This window comes from Butyrivibrio sp. XBB1001 (assembly GCF_000424505.1).
Lineage (GTDB): Bacteria > Bacillota > Clostridia > Lachnospirales > Lachnospiraceae > Butyrivibrio.
In genome coordinates this window covers 18,709-36,597 of the sequence record NZ_AUKA01000013.1, presented here as the reverse complement: position 1 = coordinate 36,597, position 17,889 = coordinate 18,709, and the positions used below count along the sequence as shown (strand labels likewise).

Here is a 17,889-nt window from a genome sequence, read left to right as displayed (position 1 = left end):
CAGGATACACATAAAATAGAAGGAAGCATTTAATGGAATTAATTCAGGGAATATCAGGGAAAACAGATATTAAATCCCTTACTCTTTCTGAGCTGACACAGGCTATGAAGGAGATGGGAGAGCCAGCCTTTAGGGCCAAGCAGCTCTATGAGTGGATGCATGTCAAAAAGGCCAGGGATTATGATGAGATGACCAACATTTCCAAGGCTCTCAAGGAAAAATGCAGGGAGAACTTTGATTTTGTTTCTCTACGAGCTGAAATGGTACAGGAGTCCAAGCTTGACGATACCAAGAAATTTCTGTTTGTGCTCTCTGATGGAAATATGATCGAGAGCGTTTTCATGAAATACAAGTTTGGTGTCAGCGTATGCATATCGTCTCAGGTAGGATGCAGAATGGGATGCAAATTCTGTGCTTCAACAATTGACGGTGTTGTGAGAAATCTTTTACCATCTGAGATGCTTGATCAGATATATGCAATATCAAGAATAACTGGAGAAAAGGTCGGAAGAGTTGTAGTGATGGGTAGTGGTGAGCCGCTTGATAATTACGACAATCTTCTTAGATTTATTGAGCTTTTATCCAATGAAGACGGAATGAACCTTGGACAGAGAAATCTTACAGTTTCTACTTGCGGAATCGTTCCAAATATATTAAGACTTGCAGAGGAGAAGCTTGCTATCAATCTGGCACTTTCTCTTCATGCTTCCAATCAGGACAAGAGAATGGCACTTATGCCAATAGCCAACAAATATAATATAAAAGAAGTGCTTAACGCCTGCAGAACCTATTTTGACAAGACAGGAAGACAGCTTACCTTCGAGTATTCTCTTGTGGCTGGAGTTAATGATACTGACGAGGATGCAAGGGAATTATCAGAATTATTATCAGGTTTTAACTGTGTTGTAAATCTAATTCCTGTCAATCCAATCAAAGAGAGAGACTTTAGGCCTACAGACCGCACCACTGCGGTGGCGTTCAAAAATAAACTTGAAAAAAGTCGAATAAATGTTACTATTAGAAGAGAAATGGGCAGGGATATTGACGGGGCCTGTGGACAGCTTCGAAGGCGCCGTTTAGAGGAAAGTTAGTATTTCTGCTTATTTTGTGTTGATGAAAAAAGTTGTGTGATGCACACAAGGTTGGAGGGAACCTCTTGTTAAAAACTTTTTCCGTTACGGATATTGGAAAAAAGCGAAAATTGAATCAGGATTACGTTTTTTCTTCAGATAGAAAGATAGGTAATCTTTCAAATGTATTTATTGTTGCTGATGGAATGGGCGGACACAACGCCGGTGATTATGCTTCAAGATTTACTGTTGATACTATGGTAGAGGAGATAGAAAGGTCTTTTGAACAGAGCCCTGTCAAGATCCTTGAGAAGGCTATCAAGACAGCTAATTCCAAACTCCGCACCAAGGCTGCCGAGGATCCCAAGCTTTTCGGAATGGGAACTACAGTGGTAGCATGCACAGTTTTAGGAAGATATCTTCAGGTTGCCAATGTTGGGGACTCCAGATGTTACGTTATAGCAGGCGACAAGATCACTCAGATCACAAGAGATCATTCCCTGGTTGAGGAAATGGTGAGAATGGGCGGAATTGATAGAGAAACCGCCAGAAATTCTCTTGACAAGAATATTATTACAAGGGCCATAGGTGCAGATGAAACCGTGGACGTTGACTTTTTTAATGTGGAACTTAGTAAAGGGGATATAGTCCTCATGTGCTCTGACGGACTTACCAATATGTTAGAGGACGAAGAGATTCGCATGATAGTAAGTGGCCAGAGAGACATTATCGAGAAAGCTCAGAAGCTTGTTATCGCGGCCAATAACAATGGGGGGAAGGATAATATAGCTGTTATCCTTATAGAGCCGTTTGCTGAGGAAACGGCCCATGACGGAGGACTAAATGATTAAGATAGGAATGGTGATCGGCGATCGCTATGAGGTGCTTGAGAAGATTGGCACTGGCGGTATGTCTGATGTATATAAAGCAAAAGATCATAAGCTTAACCGCCTTGTGGCTGTTAAGGTCTTGAAACAGGAATTCTCAGAAAATGAGAACTTCGTGTCCAAGTTTCGTGTAGAGGCCCAGTCCACAGCTGGACTTATGCATCCTAACATCGTTAATGTTTATGACGTTGGTGATGAGGATGGCGTCAACTACATAGTTATGGAGCTTGTTGATGGCATCACTCTGAAAAAATATATTGAGAAGAAATCAAGGCTCTCTGTTAAAGAGGCTGTTAGTATAGCAATACAGGTTGCTATGGGACTTGAGGCTGCCCATAACAACAATATTATTCATAGAGATATCAAGCCTCAGAATATCATGATCTCCAAGGAAGGCAAGGTTAAGGTCACAGACTTTGGTATAGCCAAGGCTGCCACCAGTAACACAATAACTTCCAACGTAATGGGATCAGTTCACTACACATCACCTGAGCAGGCAAGAGGCGGATACAGCGATGCCAAGAGCGATATTTATTCACTTGGTATTACCCTGTTTGAGATGCTTACAGGCCGCGTGCCATTTAATGGTGATACTACAGTAGCTATTGCTATCAAGCATATTCAGGAGGAGCTTCCAAGCCCTGCTGATTATAATGATGATATTCCTATAAGCGTTGAGAAGATCGTACTTAAGTGTTGCCAGAAGAGCCCCGACAGAAGATATCAGAATGCCGCAGAGCTTATTGCAGACCTTAAAAGATCTCTTATCACACCTGACAAGGATTTTGTAGCTCTGGTAGATCCTGATGAAGAGGGCGCTACAAGAGTAGCTACCCAGGATGAGACAAACTCTGTCAAGTCTGGTAACGGAAGACTTTCTGATACTGAGCAGATGAGACTCAAGGAAGATGCAGAAAGAGATTACGACAGGGATTATAGAGATAAATCCGATGAAGACTACGATAGAGACAGAAGACGCAGAAAACGTGACTATGAGGATGAGGAAGATGACTTCCTTGAGTATGACCGTAACAGATACAGAAATAAAGATCCTCAGGGACCAGGCAGAATAGAGAAGCTTACAATTGTCATGGCAATCGTACTTGCTGTGCTTATCGGATTTATGGGACTATTACTGGTTGCCAGAAAGCTGGGCTTTGGCAATTCCGATGCTGGTGCAGAGGGATCAAGTGCAGCTTCCGTGGCATCATCAGTTGCAAGCGGCGATGCTACTGAAAATGCAGACGGAATCATTATTCCTGATGTTAGTAACAAGACCTACGCAGAGGCTGTTTCCGAACTCAATGCCAAGGGCTTCAAGGTAGAAAAGGGCGATGATGCTAATAGCACTCTTGCTAAGGGCGTTGTTTCTTACACTAATCCTGCTGCTGGAAACAGAGCTAAGAGCGGAGCAACAGTAAGCGTTTTTGTCAGCACAGGTGCTAATGCTTCTAGTACAGCTACAGCGGCTGCAACAGAGGTTTCTGTAGCCAAGGCAGATGGACAGGTTACAGTTCCAAACGTAATTGGAATGAGCTCTGAGGATGCAGTGATCACTCTTGTAGAGGCAGGACTTACAGCTGGAACCGTCGTAGAGACCAGTAATGAAGATCCTAACCTTACTGGCAAGATTTGTGCCCAGAGTATTGCCTATGGCACATCTGTTTCTGAGGGAACTACCATCAATATGGAACTTTCAACAGGACCAGCTAGTGTTACCTACAGCTATACAGCAGATATTTCTGCTCCTACAGAGGGAGAGAATTACCAGAGTGGCGTTTCAGTACACGTAACACTAGTTACATCAGATGGAACAACACTTCTTAATACAACAACATCAGATTTCCCAATTCAGATGAATTCCAAGGGAATCACATCACCTACTGGAACACTTACATTTGTGTACACAGCTACAGCCCCAACATCCACCAATCCTGAAACTGGTGAGACAACTGGTGGCGAAACCAAGGAAGTTACAGTAACAAGAGCAGTTACTTTCACACAGGAGAATTAAGGACCTTTGAAAGGACGAATACTTAAGGGAATCGCCGGCTTTTACTATGTAGAGACCTTCGAGAAAAAGGTATACGAATGTAAGGCAAAGGGCGTTTTCAGAAATCAAAAACTAAAACCGCTGGTGGGCGATGATGTGGAAATTGACATTATCGACGAAGAAAAGAAACTGGGAAATATCGCAGATATACTTCCCAGAAAGAATCAGCTACTTAGACCGCCTGTTGCCAATGTGGATCAGGCGGTTATTTTGTTTGCCATCGTTAAGCCAAATCCCAGCTACAATTTGCTGGACAGATTCCTTATCATGATGCGTCAGCAGAATCTTCCTGTAATAATCTGTTTTAACAAGCAGGATATAGCGACCAAAGAGGAGCAGCAGGAACTCTATGATGCCTACGAAAAGTGCGGCTACAAGGTTCTTTTTATCAGTGTCAGAGAGGAAAAGGGGCTTGACGAACTAAAGAAACTTCTAAAGGGCAAGACTACAACTCTGGCAGGCCCATCTGGTGTAGGCAAGTCATCACTTCTTAATAAGCTTGTTCCTGATGCCCAGATGCAGACTGGAGAACTTAGTAAAAAGATTGAGAGAGGCAAGAACACCACAAGGCACTCGGAACTGTTCTTTGTGGATGACAGTGAGATTGCACTTGCAAGTGAAGATGATGCTGCAAATGCAGAAACTATAGCCTCAGAAATTGGAACCCCGGAAAGCGGAACTTATGTTATCGACACTCCTGGCTTTACATCTCTTGAAATGAGGGATGTCACTCCTGAAACGCTGATGACCTACTATCCTGAGTTTGAAGCCTACGAGCCAGAATGCAGATTTGGCGGCTGTGCACATATGGCTGAGCCTGACTGCGGCGTAAAGAGAGCTGTGGAGGCGGGGAAGATTGCCAGAGTACGGTACGACAATTACAAGCTTCTTTATCAGGAGCTCAAGAATATGAGGCCGGACTATAGCAAGAAGGCCAGAAGGTAGCAAGATGAAAATATACCTCACAAGGCACGGGCAGACTGATCTAAATGCTAAAAAGCTCATGCAGGGGAGAAGTGATATCCCCCTTAATGAGATGGGAAGATCTCAGGCCAGGGCTGCTCATGATAAAATTGCAGATGTGAAATTTGATGCTGTTTATTCAAGTCCTCTTGATAGGGCAATTGAAACAGCTGAGATCATAAGCGGAGTTAGCCGCTCTCAGATAATAATCGATGAGCGTATCATAGAAACTGACTTTGGCAAATATGAGCAAAGGCCCTATGCCACAATGGGGCTTCCAATGAACCTTTATTGGATGCTTCCGGAAGTATTCAAAGCTCCAGAAACTGTTGAGTCAACAAAAGAGATGATAGAGAGAGTTAGATCTTTTTTTGAAGATCTTGAGAAAAAGAACTACGGCACAGTTCTGATTGCCTGCCATGGCGGGATCATCCGCGTTATAAGAGGTTATCTTGAGGGCGCAAAAAGAGGCTACATATGGAGACCACGTCCCAAGAACTGTGAGATCAGGATATATGAATCCTGTGGCGAAGGATATAAGCTTATTCAGGATATCATTTGAGCGATAAAAAGAAGTAGTGCTACAAACAAATTAATGTATCTGTACCATAAAAATGATAGTGCGGTATTACATATGCAGATGTTATAATAAACTGAACAAGGATTTTTCAGGAGGCTTGCATATGAAGAGAATACTAATTGTTGATGACTCGAGAGTTTCCCGTAAAATGCTCAGAAATCTGCTGGAACTAAGTGGATACGAAGTTGTGGCAGAAGCAGTAAATGGAAAAGAGGGACTTGAACTCTTTGAAAAAATGAATCCCGACATTGTCCTTATGGATATAACTATGCCTGAAATTAATGGGATAGAGAGCCTTAGAGCAATCAAGAAACAGAGGGAGAGCACTAAGGTTATCATAATCTCAGGCACTGGACATAACCAAAGGAAAATCGAGGCCATTAATGCCGGCGCAGAGATTTATATCACCAAGCCCTATGATGACAACGAAATCCTGGAAGCGTTACAAAAATGCTAGCATCGATAATTGATGGCAACGCAGTAGAATTAAATTAATAAAAAACAGCAAAATGAAATAAGTCATTTTGCTGTTTCTTTTTATCATTATCTTTTATTCCATTTCCTCAAGCATCTTCTTGGCAGCTGTTAGTCTTACGCAAACTGTGAAGATATCCATTGCTGTGCGAAGATCTGAAAGAGAAGGATATGTTGGAGCAATACGGATATTGCTGTCGTGTGGGTCTTTCTTGTAGGGATAAGTAGCGCCAGCGTTGGTCATTGTAACGCCAGCCTTCTTGGCCCTGTCTACGATAGCCTTGGCGCAGCCATCTGGAGCATCAAAGCTTATGAAGTAGCCGCCGTTTGGCTTGGTCCAGTCCCCAATTCCGCAAGGAGTAAGGTCTCTGTCCAGAATCTCTAGTACTGCCTCGAATTTAGGTCTTATAATGTCTGCATGTTTTCTCATGTGGGCTACCATTCCATCGATGTTACCAAAGAATCTTACATGACGAAGCTGGTTAACCTTGTCGTGGCCAATTGTCTGGTTAGTGAGCTGAGCCTTGATATCATCAAGGTTATTAAGGGAAGTAGCAAGGGCTGCGATACCACTTCCAGGGAATGTAATCTTGGAAGTAGAAGCAAACTTGTAAACCATATCTGGATTACCAGCCTTCTTGCACTCTTCGAGGATCTCAATCAGGTAATCCTGGTTGTTATCATACAGGTGGTGGATTCCATAGGCATTATCCCAGAAGATTCTGAAATCCTTGGCAGCAGGCTTAAGTCTTGCAAAACGTCTTACTGTATCATCTGAATAGGAGTAGCCCTGAGGATTAGAATATTTGGGAACACACCAGATACCCTTTATTGACTCATCTGAGGAAACCAGTTCCTCAACGCGGTCCATGTCAGGACCAGTAGGAGTCATATCCACATTTATCATCTCAATTCCAAAGTACTCAGTGATTGCAAAGTGCCTGTCATAGCCTGGAACAGGGCAGAGAAATTTAACCTTATCAAGCTTACACCAGGGAGTGTTACCCATGATACCGTGAGTATACGCTCTTGAAACTGTATCATACATTACGTTAAGAGAGGAGTTGCCATAGATGATGATATTTTCAGGCTTGTTTTCCATCATGGCACCAATGAGCTCTTTTGCTTCATCAATACCGGTAAGAACACCGTAGTTACGGCAATCTGTGCCATCTTCACAAGAAAGGTCAGCCTCGGAATTAAGGGCATCCATAAGACCCATGGAAAGATCTAACTGTTCTCTGCAAGGCTTACCCCTTGCCATATTGAGATTAAGGTTCATCTCCTGAAACTTCTTGTACTGAGCCTTGAGTTTAACTACCTCTTCCTCAAGCTCTTGTTTGTTCATTTCTGCGTACTTCTTCATAACGGATCTCCTCACTTACATATGAATTTCTTTCGTAAAAACACTACGACAATATTACAACGTCACCCCAGGAAAATGCAAGATAATTTATCACGTTAAAACAATAAAATTGCCCGGACTGAAAATATTGAGAAGTTTTTATAAAATATATTAAATCTTATTGTGAACTATTTATTTGTTACTCAACTAATGTATCATGGAATTATATAGAAAAAGAAAATGGAATTGCGATAATTAGATGGGCTACACTAAAAAACAATGAAACCCGCCCACTCTTTTGAAAGGTTATTTTATGTGGAATTTCAGTTATGTTATTCCAACTATATTAGTTTTGACAGTGTTTTTGCTATATTATTTTACACTGCCTAGAATACCTATCAGAATGAACAGGACTTTCGTTACACTTCTTATGACCGAAACTCTTGTTATGCTTTCTGATATTGTTTCTACCTGGGCTGATATGAACCATGAGATTTTCCCTATTTGGATTCTCTATGTTCTTAACAGCGTTTATTTTTTGTCCTTTTTTGCAAGAGGCTTTTACTTTTTTGTGTTTACTGTAAGTGCTCTGAGAATAGATGCAATAAATGACAGAAGTTTCTATGCTCTTTTAAATTTGCCAATAGCCGCAGTTTCACTTATTGTAATTTTTACCCCATTTAACAAATGGTTCTACTACATGGATCAAAGTGGTTACCACAGCGGTAAGTTATACAATCTTCTTTACGCCCTGTTCTGGTTTTATCTTCTCCTTAGCTTTTTTTTCATATTTACTCATACGGATAATCTTCGAGGAAAAAGAGAACTAACAAGCGTATTTTGGTATAATGTTATCCTCTTTTTGGGCAGCATAATAAGGCTCATGTTCCCAAAATATCTTTTGATGGATGTGTTCTGTCTCATTGCTATTATCATGATCTACCTATCCTTCATGAATCCTGAATTCTATTTAGAGGGCCATACCTGGATATTCAACAGAAGATCACTCCTTGCCTATATTGAAGAGATAAGTGGAAAAAAAGCCTTCTCTATCTTTGTATTTACAATACATAATTACAGGGATGTGCGCGAAATATATGGTGTAAACCAAATGGACCGAGGAATTCGTCTTATAGCGGATTATCTCAGAAAGGAATTTTCCAGCCAAAAGGTCTTTTACCATAGGAGCGGTAGATTTGCAATCTTGTGTGAAAACGGCGAAGACTGCAGTGAAATTAATAGAAAACTCCAGGAGAGATTTAGAAAGCCCTGGAGAGCTGATGATGCAGAGCTATTTTTGGAAATTGGCAGTGCACTTTTGGATACAGGAAATAATAAGTACGATCATAGTACAATGATCCAGCTTTTGGCTACAGCCTTTGTCGAAGCGGAGAAAGCTGACAAGAATGAGGCCGTGATAATAGACAGCAGCTATGGTGATAAAGCCTGTCAGGAAACTGAGATAAAAAAATCTATTGAATACGCTATAGATCACGACTGCGTAGAAGTCTTTTTACAACCTATCGTGGATGCAAATACAGGGAAAATGGTGGGGGCAGAAGCTCTATCAAGAATAAGGGATTCCAGTGGGCAGCTGATTCCTCCGGGGTTATTTATTCCGATTGCAGAGCACAACGGAAGAATAGACAGGCTCGGAGAGCAGGTATTTATAAAGACCTGCAAGTTTTTCAGAGATTATGACGTTCAAAGCATGGGACTAACCTTTATAAATGTAAATCTGTCCCCAATTCAGTTTATGAGACAGGATGTTGGCGACAGAATGATAACAGAGGCAAAAAGATATGGTGTTCCTCCAGAATTTATCCACCTTGAGATAACTGAGGAAGCCCTTATAGATGAGCATCTCTTGGTGGAACAGACAAATTACATCCGGGGACGTGGCTTTAACTTCGTTCTTGATGACTATGGAAAAGGCTACTCAAATATGACAAGGCTAAAGAGTATTCCTTTTATCAATGTCAAACTCGACATGAGCACTGTCTGGGATTACTGCAGCAATCCTGATGACGTCCTTCCAAACATGGTAAAGACCTTTAGAGGTGTGGGCTTTAGCATAACCGCAGAGGGCATAGAGGATGAGGTGATGGCTGAGAAGATGAGAAATATTGGCGTTACATATCTTCAGGGCTACCACTTCTCGAAGCCTCTTTCTATAAGTGATTTCGTAAAAAAATACTCAACGTGACAGATACTCTGATCCTGCTGCGCGGCCAAGCTCATAGACCCTTGTTATCTCATTTGGATCCTTTTCTACGGCACTTATATTAAGTGGCTCCTTGGGCCTTATTACACGAACCATGCCAAGCTCTTCCTGATGCCTTATGTACTTCTTTTCCTGGTTGTACATGAGGTATCTTTCTTGCATGCACTTAATCATATTGGGATATTTGCGGAGGCTAAAGCGCACAAGTGGCATGTATTTCTGAGGCTCTTTCACGTAGTCTATGGGCTGGGTTTCAATTACAAGAATATCATCATAGCCCTGATCTTCCATGAATTTAAGGGGAATAGAGTCAGAGATTCCGCCATCAAGATATACGCCGCCATCAATATGCACAGGCCTTGAAACAAGTGGCATTGAGGCAGATGCCTGGATCCAGACGATGTCTTCTTTTTTGCCGGTTTCGCACTTGTGATACACAGGCTTGCCAGTTTCTATATCAGTTGCAACGCAGTAAAATTCCATGGGGCTTTTTTCGAAGGCTTCTATATCCCATTTATCAAGCTTGTAGGGGAGTTCATCATAGCAGAAGGGAACATTGTAGATATCTCCAGTTGTTATAAGGGAGCGGATGCTGTGATACCTTGGGTCAGAGCAGTACTTTTTATTATATCTGTAGGCACGGCCTATCTGACCAGACTTTAAATTGCAGCCAAAGGTTGCCCCTGCAGACACCCCAATAGCTCCGTCAAAGGTCACCCCATTTTCCATAAGCACATCCAAAACGCCACAGGTAAACAAGCCCCTCATAGCGCCGCCTTCCATCACAATACCCTTCTTCATAAAAACTTCCTCCTACAAACATTATTAAATTGCACCAAATATAACCGTAGTTCATATTTTACACTCCCCACCTCAAATTACAACCACTTCACACAAATGTCATTTACACCTTTCACCATCCCTCCCAGCCAGAAGCAAGCAGATTTGTTCGCTCGTCCTAAAAGTTTTTTTCGTCGGCTCCAGTTCGGGTATTCAAGGCCTCCTGGAGAGGGCATAAGAATTCTACGGTTCAAAACTCGCACCAGGGCAGCGCTTGCGAGTCGTCCAGTTTCCTATGCGAGTCTCTTCTGGCAAATGCGATTTTCTAATGTTTCCACAGCAGTTTTTCCCGCGCATGCGAAGCGTTGTCTGAAGCAGGACGGGCTAGTTATCTAAAAAAAAGAAAATGCCATTTGGCGCACCGCGCCATAAAGAAAAGCTACATCAATCTCTCAAGTAAACTTGAAGATGTTGATGTAGCTTTTCTTGTTACGCCCGCATCGCGGGCTATGGCATTTTCTATTGTAATACTACTCACCGTCCTGCAAGTTTCAGCTGCAGCATGCGCATTAAAAGAAAAACTGCGGAAACATCTGAGAAAATCTGCATTTGTCAGTGACGAGCACTACGGAAACTGGCGTGAGTAAAAAGCTGACCTCTGGTGCTCAGACATGTTGAACCGAAGCAGAATTCTTATGCCCCTCCAGGAGGCTCATGAATACTCCCTCCTTGCACAGACGAAAAAATACTTTCATGGACATCGCTGTAGCTGCTTGCTCTGGCGGGGAGGGGCGTGGAAACTGTAAATGACTTGGCTTTCGCATCTAGCTTTATTGGGAAATGTAGATTAAAATTGTTATATTGGTGCGTGATGTTGTTCACGAGAAGGAATAATTTAATATGGAGCATAGACAAGATATGGACAAAAAACTAGAACCTCTTTTTACTCCTTGGAAAATTGCCACATGTCAGATCAAGAACAGGATTGTTCTTACATCCATGGGAGGAACAGATCTCTTTGGATGGATGGAGAGAAATCACTTTGACAAGGCAGGCGCTGACTTTATTTTAGAGGTTGCTAAAAATAATGCAGGACTGGTACTTCCTGGATGTCAGCCAATTTATAATCCAATGTTTGGACAATGGCTTTATTCCAACAAGAAAATGTATCAGGATCTGGCTAAGTGGATGCCTGAATTTCACAAGACAGGAGCCAAGCTATTCGTGCAGCTGACTGCAGGATTTGGCCGCTCCTTTACTATTTCTCCAATGATGGAGAAGCTTTATACCAATAAATTCTTAAGAGTCCTTTCCAAGCCGGTTATGGACCTCGACAAGATAACAGCTTCTGCAAGTGAAGCACCTAACAGATGGTCAGATAAAGTTCCATCAAGAGCTCTTACTGTAGAAGAAATAAGAGAGTACATTACAGCCTTTGGTAAGACTGCTAAACTTCTCAAAGAGGCTGGAGTTGACGGCGTTGAGATCCACGCTGTCCACGAAGGATACCTTCTTGATCAGTTCACTCTTAAATACGTAAACAAAAGAACTGACGAATACGGCGGATCTTTTGCTGGAAGATATCGATTTGCTGTAGAGATCGTACAGGAGATAAAAAGGCAGTGCGGCCTGGATTTCCCTGTTTCTCTAAGATACAGCGTAATATCAAAGACAAGAGGCTTTAGACAGGGAGCACTTCCTGGCGAAGATTATGATGAAGTAGGACGTGATTTTGAGGAGTCCAAGAAGGCTGCCAAGTACCTGCAGGAAGCTGGCTACGACATGCTAAACTGCGACAATGGAACCTATGATGCCTGGTATTGGGCTCACCCACCAATCTACATGCCTGAAAACTGCAATTTAAGTGATGTTGCGGCCCTTAGGAAATATGTAGACATTCCAGTTGTATGTGCAGGCAGAATGGATCCAAGAGTTGCTGCTGAGGCAATAGAAAAGGGAGACATTGACGGAGCAGGCTTTGCAAGGCAGTTTTTGGCTGACCCAAGGTGGGTTACCAAGATGATGCACGGCCAGGAGGCTGATATAAGGCCATGTATCCTGTGTCACAACGGCTGCTTTAACATGTGCCATTACAAAGGTGTTCCTAATGATCAGGAGCTTTCTGATTCACTACATCTTGCCCGCTGCGCTGTAAACGCAGAGACCATGCAGAAGGACAAGCACTATATAAAGCCCACCAAGCACCCCAAGAAGATCATTATAATCGGTGGCGGTATAGGTGGCATGGAGGCTGCACGAGTGCTTAAAAAGCGCGGACATGAGCCTGTTATCTATGAAAAGAGTGGAGAACTGGGCGGAACCTTTATTGCTGCCAGTGCTGAGTCCTATAAGGGCAAACTTAGAGATCTTCTTGCCTGGTATCGCAGACAGATGAAGCTTCTTGAGATTGAGGTTCATTTGAACACTGAGATAACTGATGTAAGGCAATTTGGCAAATCAGATATTATAATAGCTACAGGCGCTGTTCCTAGGAGACTTATGATGATCCCAGGAAATGAGCTTATGATAGAAGCCTGCGACTTCTTAAGAGGAGCTGAGGTTGGCGAAAAAGTTGCAGTAGTAGGCGGTGGCCTTACAGGATGTGAGATAGCCTATGAGCTGGCACTTAAAGGCAAGAAGCCTGTAATTGTAGAGATGAAGGATGATCTTATTTCTCAAAAGGGTGTATGCCTGGCTAATAGCTCATACTTAAGAGAATGGTTCGAACTCTACAGGGTGCCTGTATATCTTGAAACCACTCTCAAGGAAGTCTGGGAAGACTGTATTGTCTGCACAGACAAGGAGGGCAAGGAGTTCACCATAGAGTGCGACAGCGTTATATCAAGCGCAGGCTACATTCCCAATCCTCTGGTAAAAGAGAATGACAGGGAGAGCAATATGGACTATGTAGGTGACTGCAAGGCTGTAGGAAATCTTAGAAGCGTTATCTGGAGAGCCTACGAAGTTGCTATGAGACTATAAGGCAAAGTTAACATACACAGCCATTTGACTTATGACTCAAATGACAAAAATTTAATGCAAATTTAAGAATCTTTATTCTTTATATAGAGCATTGTTTGACGATAAAATGTTACAATTTATTTGTGACATTTTATCGTCCTTTTTGTTGCACAAGACAGGCAAGCGAATGGATGCTTGCATACTAATTCATTTGCCGGTCGTAAGAACATGGAGCACTAAGTTAGGAATTGTCAACCAGAGCATAAGTTAGGAGAATGATATGAAAATCTTTTATGGTAAAAGTACTTCTGGAAATATCGCCGAGGCCACAAGAGGACTAGGCAATCCAAAACTCATTATCATGGTAAGTAATGCAGATGGGTTTGAAGCCAATGTTGCGGCCATCGAGAAACAGTTTCCCGGAGTGCCTAGTATTGGCTGCGTAGGAATGGGATATGATACTACAGTTGTAGAAAATGGCGTTTCTATCACTGGTTTCGTTGACGGAGTTACAGTACAGACAGGGGTTCTTGAAAAGGTTTCCGTATCTCCTGCAAGGCATATTGCAAGACTGGAAAAGAACATTCAGGCTGTAAAGCCGGGAAAAGAAAATACTGCGATCATCGACTTCTGCGCTGGCAACGACGCAGCTGTTTTGACGACACTTAGTACCCTTGTTTCCAAGTATAATCTTCAGGTTATGGGTGCCACAGGCGATGCCGGTAAGGTTTCTGTAAACGGCCAGGTTTATGAAGATGGAATGGCTTATGCTGTTGTTAAAAATGATGGCGGCAGGGTTAAGACCTATAAAGAGAATATCTACGAGCCTATAGATAAAAAGCAGCTTATTGCCTCTAAGACAGATAAGAGTAAATACTATCTTGGAGAACTAAACGGCAAACCTGCCAAGCAGTTCTACATGGATCTTACAGGCTGCAGCGAGAGTGGTATTGTGGATCAGACCTTCAAAAATCCATTTGGAAAGATGATGGGTGATGACGTATGCATCGCTTCTATCAAGGCTGTTTCTGGCAGCGGACTTATTCTTTACAGACAGATCAATGACTCGGATATCCTGACACTACTTGAAATGCGTGATCCAATGGAGATAGCTCAGCATACTGTTGACAGAATCCGAAGCGACTTTAATCATGTTTCAGCTATTTTCTCCGTTAACTGTATCTTCAGATACCTGGTATTAAAGCAGAGAAATGAGCTTAATGCTTATCTTGATAAAATTGGAACTTTAGGTTCCAGCTGCGGACTGGTTGGCTATGGAGAACACTACAATACCCAGTTTGTTAACCAGACCATGACCTGTGTTGTATTTGAATAATAAGGAGAAGAATATGTTTGAAAATATCTTTGCCAAGAAAAATGATCAGCAGATCACAAACACAGTAGCTACAGGGACAGCTGTACCTGACTTTGAGGAAAGAAGCCGTTCCCTTGTTTACATTGCTGATTCCATCAAGTCTTATCAGAAAAAACTTGTTGAAAACGAGGTGAACTCTCTGACAGAGATCCATGACATGAATGAGGCCGTAGGAAATGTAATTGAGAGTAACGCAAGACTTCGTGAAGACATGGATAACTTCAATGAGATGTTTGATGCAGTCAACAGAAGCGCTTCCAAGTTCGAAGATGTTAAGGTAAATATCTTAAATAGCGTTAAGAACGCCCAGGATAAGGTTGACGTACTAAGGGAAAGCTCCAATGAAGTAAGGTCAAGCTTTGATGATATGGCTAAAGGCTTTGATACCTTCAAGGAGTCTGTTGACCAGATTTCTGATTACATGAAGAAAATCATCAATATCGCATCCCAGACAAACCTTCTTGCTCTTAATGCCAGCATAGAAGCAGCAAGAGCAGGGGCAGCAGGTAAGGGCTTTGCAGTTGTTGCTACAGAGGTAAGAGAGCTTGCTGACGAGATCAAGAACATGATCGATCAGGTAAATGCTTCTATTGCCAACGCCGGCAATGAGAGTGAGAATCTGACAGCACTTATGGAGAAGTCAATTGGGGCTATGGACAAGAGCCTTCAGGAGGTTGACGAGACCAAGGCTACTTTTGATGAGATCATAGAAAGCGCAAACGGAGCAAACGCTGTTCAGCAGGAAATCGCTGATACTGCAGATTCAGCTGCAGGAGAACTTAAAAAGATAGGCAGCAGGTTTGATGATATCAATAGAGAACATGACGATCTTGTTAATCAGCTTGATAAGGTTAATTCCCTTGGAACTACCAAGAGTAGCGTTTTCGAGCACATTGACAATCTGGTTTCCCAGATTGAACCTATTGTCAAGGAATGATAACTGCTTTTAAGGCAGAAACGATTCGGAATCTGAGGTAACAAAACTGAAATATTGGTACTAACATTAAGGAACTATAGGTGGTAAAATACCTATAGTTTCTTTTTTTTGAGCAGAGCACTTGCTGAGGTATTGCCGAAGCTAGTGCGAGCCATGGGTGAATACTTGGCGAGGTTTTGTCGAGCCTAGTAAGAATCCCAGATTGGAGGGATATGAAAATTATATGCAATGAAAATTCGCTCATCTGTCGCAGGCAGGGTGAGACACTGAGAATTGAGGCGTGGGGAGAAGATTCACTTAGAGTCCGCGCAACTATGAACAGAGATTTTACTGGAAGAAACTGGGCTCTTACAGAGAAGATAAAAGAGACAAAGGCTTTAGTTAAGACCTATATAGTACCAGAGAAGACCGGCGAAGGGACTATTGCAGAAAATGAGTGGGCCAGCATCACAAATGGCCGCATCAGAGCAGAAGTAAACTATGCTGGAGTTCTTTCTTTTTACAGAGATGACAAGCTCTTTTTACGTGAGTATTTCAGATCTTACGGCGGTACTATTTCCAAGGAGAGCCGCTGCCTTAAGCTGGTAAACAGAGAGTGGAAGGGCTTGTACGGCGGTGATAACTACTCACTTAAGGTTCGCTTTGAGAGCAATGACGGCGAGAAAATCTTTGGTATGGGCCAGTATCAGCAGCAGAACATGGACCTTAAGGGATGTACCTTAGAGCTTGCCCAGAGAAACTCTCAGGCTTCAGTTCCATTTGCTGTATCAAATCTTGGCTATGGACTTTTGTGGAATAATCCAGGCGTTGGCCAGGTTACATTTGGTAATAACATGACCTTGTGGGATATGAGATCCACCAAGGAAATGGACTACTATATCACAGTTGCAGATACTCCTAAGGATATCGTTGCAAATTATACACTTGCATCAGGCCATGCAGATAAGTTCCCTGAGGAGCTTATGGGCTTGTGGCAGTGCAAGCTTCGTTACCGTACACAGGAAGAAGTTCTTTCTATTGCCAGAAAGTACAAGGAACTTGGAATCCACATCGACCAGATCATCATCGATTTCTTTCACTGGACTTATCAGGGCGACTGGAAATTCGACAAGAAGTACTGGCCAGATCCCAAGGCAATGGTTGATGAGCTCCATGAAATGGGCATAAAGGTCATTGTGTCAGTATGGCCTTCAGTTGATAGAAAGAGTGAGAACTTCTATCCAATGCTTGAGAAAGGTCTTTTGATAAAGACTGAGAGAGGTGCTCTTCAGACCTATGACTATCAGGGAGACTGCGTAGAGATTGACGCCTTCAATCCTGAGACCAGGGATTATGTATGGGAAATCTGCAAAAAGAACTACTATGAGTTCGGAATTGACGGCTTCTGGCTTGATAATTCAGAGCCTGATTACGGCGTATATGACTTTGAAAACTTCCGCTACAGTGAAGGAACAGCTCTGGAAGTTACAAATATGTACCCTCAGATGTATTCAAGAGCTTACTATGATAAGATGAAGGACCTTAGAGATGGCAAGGTTGTTAACCTTCTTAGATGCGCATGGGCAGGAAGCCAGAAGTATGGCAACGTAGTATGGTCAGGAGATATCCCTAGTACCTTTGAGGCTCTGCAGGATCAGATCCAGTGCGGACTTAACATGGGTCTTGCAGGTATTCCATGGTGGAACACAGACATCGGCGGCTTCATGACTGATGATGTTGAGGATCCTGACTTTAGACAGCTCCTTATCAGATGGTATCAGTTTGCTACATTTACTGCAGTTATGAGACTTCACGGAGATCGTGGTCCTTACAATATTCCAGCTCTTGATGACAGAGACTGGGGCGGCGGATATCTTCACACAGGCCAGGACAACGAGATGTGGAGCTATGGCGATGATAACTTCAAGATCATGAAGAAGTATTACGACATCAGAATTGGCATGAAGGATTATCTTAAGAAGCTCTTTGACGAAGCTCATGAGAACGGCTCACCTCTTATGCGTGCTATGTTCTATGAGTTCCCTGAGGATGAGAAGTGCTGGGATATCAAGGATCAGTACATGTTCGGTGACAAGTACCTTGTAGCTCCTATTCTTCACCTCAATGAGTTTGAGAGGGAAGTATACCTTCCAAAGGGAGAGTGGACTCTTACAAGTGATGGTACCAAGTATACTGGCGAGCAGACTGTAAAGGTAAGCGCACCAATAGACTATATGCCATTATTTGAGAGGGCTTAAGAA

Annotated in this window: 13 protein-coding genes; 11 read left to right on the top strand and 2 right to left on the bottom strand. The window is 42.6% G+C overall.

Annotated features, from left to right (window positions below):
• Nucleotides 1-32: 32 nt before the first annotated feature.
• The 6 genes from rlmN (at nt 33) to G631_RS0111545 (ending at nt 6,010) form a co-directional block, all read left to right on the top strand.
• Complete coding sequence (gene rlmN / locus G631_RS0111570) at nt 33-1,091, top strand: 23S rRNA (adenine(2503)-C(2))-methyltransferase RlmN (protein WP_026489584.1); 1,059 nt, start codon at nt 33-35, stop codon at nt 1,089-1,091.
• Between the two features lie 65 nt (nt 1,092-1,156).
• Nucleotides 1,157-1,921: a Stp1/IreP family PP2C-type Ser/Thr phosphatase gene (locus tag G631_RS0111565; RefSeq protein ID WP_026489583.1), complete on the top strand. Its 765-nt coding sequence runs from the start codon at nt 1,157-1,159 to the stop codon at nt 1,919-1,921.
• The gene (gene pknB / locus G631_RS0111560; protein ID WP_026489582.1) at nt 1,914-3,971 is read left to right on the top strand and encodes a Stk1 family PASTA domain-containing Ser/Thr kinase; all 2,058 of its coding nucleotides are present in this window, start codon (nt 1,914-1,916) and stop codon (nt 3,969-3,971) included. The genes G631_RS0111565 and pknB overlap by 8 nt, the downstream gene beginning before the upstream one ends.
• 6 nt (nt 3,972-3,977) lie before the next feature.
• A complete protein-coding gene (gene rsgA / locus G631_RS0111555) occupies nt 3,978-4,955 on the top strand; it encodes a ribosome small subunit-dependent GTPase A (protein ID WP_026489581.1) in 978 nt (325 codons plus the stop codon).
• Nucleotides 4,956-4,959: 4 nt separating this feature from the next.
• Nucleotides 4,960-5,535: a histidine phosphatase family protein gene (locus tag G631_RS0111550; protein ID WP_026489580.1), complete on the top strand. Its 576-nt coding sequence runs from the start codon at nt 4,960-4,962 to the stop codon at nt 5,533-5,535.
• Between the two features lie 121 nt (nt 5,536-5,656).
• Complete coding sequence (locus G631_RS0111545; protein ID WP_026489579.1) at nt 5,657-6,010, top strand: response regulator; 354 nt, start codon at nt 5,657-5,659, stop codon at nt 6,008-6,010.
• 93 nt (nt 6,011-6,103) lie between these two features.
• Here the strand turns inward: G631_RS0111545 and G631_RS0111540 are convergent, their stop codons facing one another.
• A complete protein-coding gene (locus tag G631_RS0111540; protein WP_026489578.1) occupies nt 6,104-7,393 on the bottom strand; it encodes an aminotransferase in 1,290 nt (429 codons plus the stop codon).
• A 292-nt stretch (nt 7,394-7,685) separates the two neighbouring features.
• Here G631_RS0111540 and G631_RS0111535 point away from each other — a divergent pair, with 292 nt between their 5' ends.
• Nucleotides 7,686-9,578 carry an EAL domain-containing protein gene (locus tag G631_RS0111535; RefSeq protein WP_026489577.1) on the top strand — a complete coding sequence of 631 codons (1,893 nt, stop codon included), beginning with the start codon at nt 7,686-7,688 and terminating at the stop codon, nt 9,576-9,578.
• Here G631_RS0111535 and G631_RS0111530 read toward each other — a convergent pair.
• Nucleotides 9,570-10,397 (bottom strand): patatin-like phospholipase family protein, encoded by an 828-nt coding sequence (locus G631_RS0111530; RefSeq protein ID WP_026489576.1) that lies wholly within the window; start codon nt 10,395-10,397, stop codon nt 9,570-9,572. The two genes, G631_RS0111535 and G631_RS0111530, sit on opposite strands and share 9 nt — an antisense overlap.
• An 897-nt stretch (nt 10,398-11,294) precedes the next feature.
• Between G631_RS0111530 and G631_RS0111515 the strand changes: the two genes are divergently transcribed.
• The 4 genes from G631_RS0111515 (at nt 11,295) to G631_RS0111500 (ending at nt 17,886) form a co-directional block, all read left to right on the top strand.
• Nucleotides 11,295-13,358, top strand: coding sequence for an oxidoreductase (locus G631_RS0111515; RefSeq protein WP_026489573.1), 2,064 nt, complete (start codon nt 11,295-11,297; stop codon nt 13,356-13,358).
• A 259-nt stretch (nt 13,359-13,617) separates the two neighbouring features.
• The gene (locus G631_RS0111510) at nt 13,618-14,673 is read left to right on the top strand and encodes an FIST signal transduction protein (protein ID WP_026489572.1); all 1,056 of its coding nucleotides are present in this window, start codon (nt 13,618-13,620) and stop codon (nt 14,671-14,673) included.
• A gap of 13 nt (nt 14,674-14,686) precedes the next feature.
• Complete coding sequence (locus tag G631_RS19000) at nt 14,687-15,649, top strand: methyl-accepting chemotaxis protein (RefSeq protein WP_051197180.1); 963 nt, start codon at nt 14,687-14,689, stop codon at nt 15,647-15,649.
• A 212-nt stretch (nt 15,650-15,861) separates the two neighbouring features.
• On the top strand, nt 15,862-17,886 hold the full coding sequence (locus G631_RS0111500) for a glycoside hydrolase family 31 protein (RefSeq protein ID WP_026489571.1): 2,025 nt from the start codon (nt 15,862-15,864) through the stop codon (nt 17,884-17,886).
• Nucleotides 17,887-17,889: the final 3 nt, after the last annotated feature.

Coding starts and splice junctions, on each gene's coding strand:
- rlmN (WP_026489584.1), top strand. CDS start 33: ATGGAATTAATTCAGGGAATATCAGGGAAAACAGATATTAAATCCCTT.
- G631_RS0111545 (WP_026489579.1), top strand. CDS start 5,657: ATGAAGAGAATACTAATTGTTGATGACTCGAGAGTTTCCCGTAAAATG.
- G631_RS0111540 (WP_026489578.1), bottom strand. CDS start 7,393: ATGAAGAAGTACGCAGAAATGAACAAACAAGAGCTTGAGGAAGAGGTA.
- G631_RS0111550 (WP_026489580.1), top strand. CDS start 4,960: ATGAAAATATACCTCACAAGGCACGGGCAGACTGATCTAAATGCTAAA.
- G631_RS0111515 (WP_026489573.1), top strand. CDS start 11,295: ATGGACAAAAAACTAGAACCTCTTTTTACTCCTTGGAAAATTGCCACA.
- G631_RS0111500 (WP_026489571.1), top strand. CDS start 15,862: ATGAAAATTATATGCAATGAAAATTCGCTCATCTGTCGCAGGCAGGGT.
- G631_RS0111535 (WP_026489577.1), top strand. CDS start 7,686: ATGTGGAATTTCAGTTATGTTATTCCAACTATATTAGTTTTGACAGTG.
- G631_RS0111530 (WP_026489576.1), bottom strand. CDS start 10,397: ATGAAGAAGGGTATTGTGATGGAAGGCGGCGCTATGAGGGGCTTGTTT.
- G631_RS19000 (WP_051197180.1), top strand. CDS start 14,687: ATGTTTGAAAATATCTTTGCCAAGAAAAATGATCAGCAGATCACAAAC.
- pknB (WP_026489582.1), top strand. CDS start 1,914: ATGATTAAGATAGGAATGGTGATCGGCGATCGCTATGAGGTGCTTGAG.
- G631_RS0111510 (WP_026489572.1), top strand. CDS start 13,618: ATGAAAATCTTTTATGGTAAAAGTACTTCTGGAAATATCGCCGAGGCC.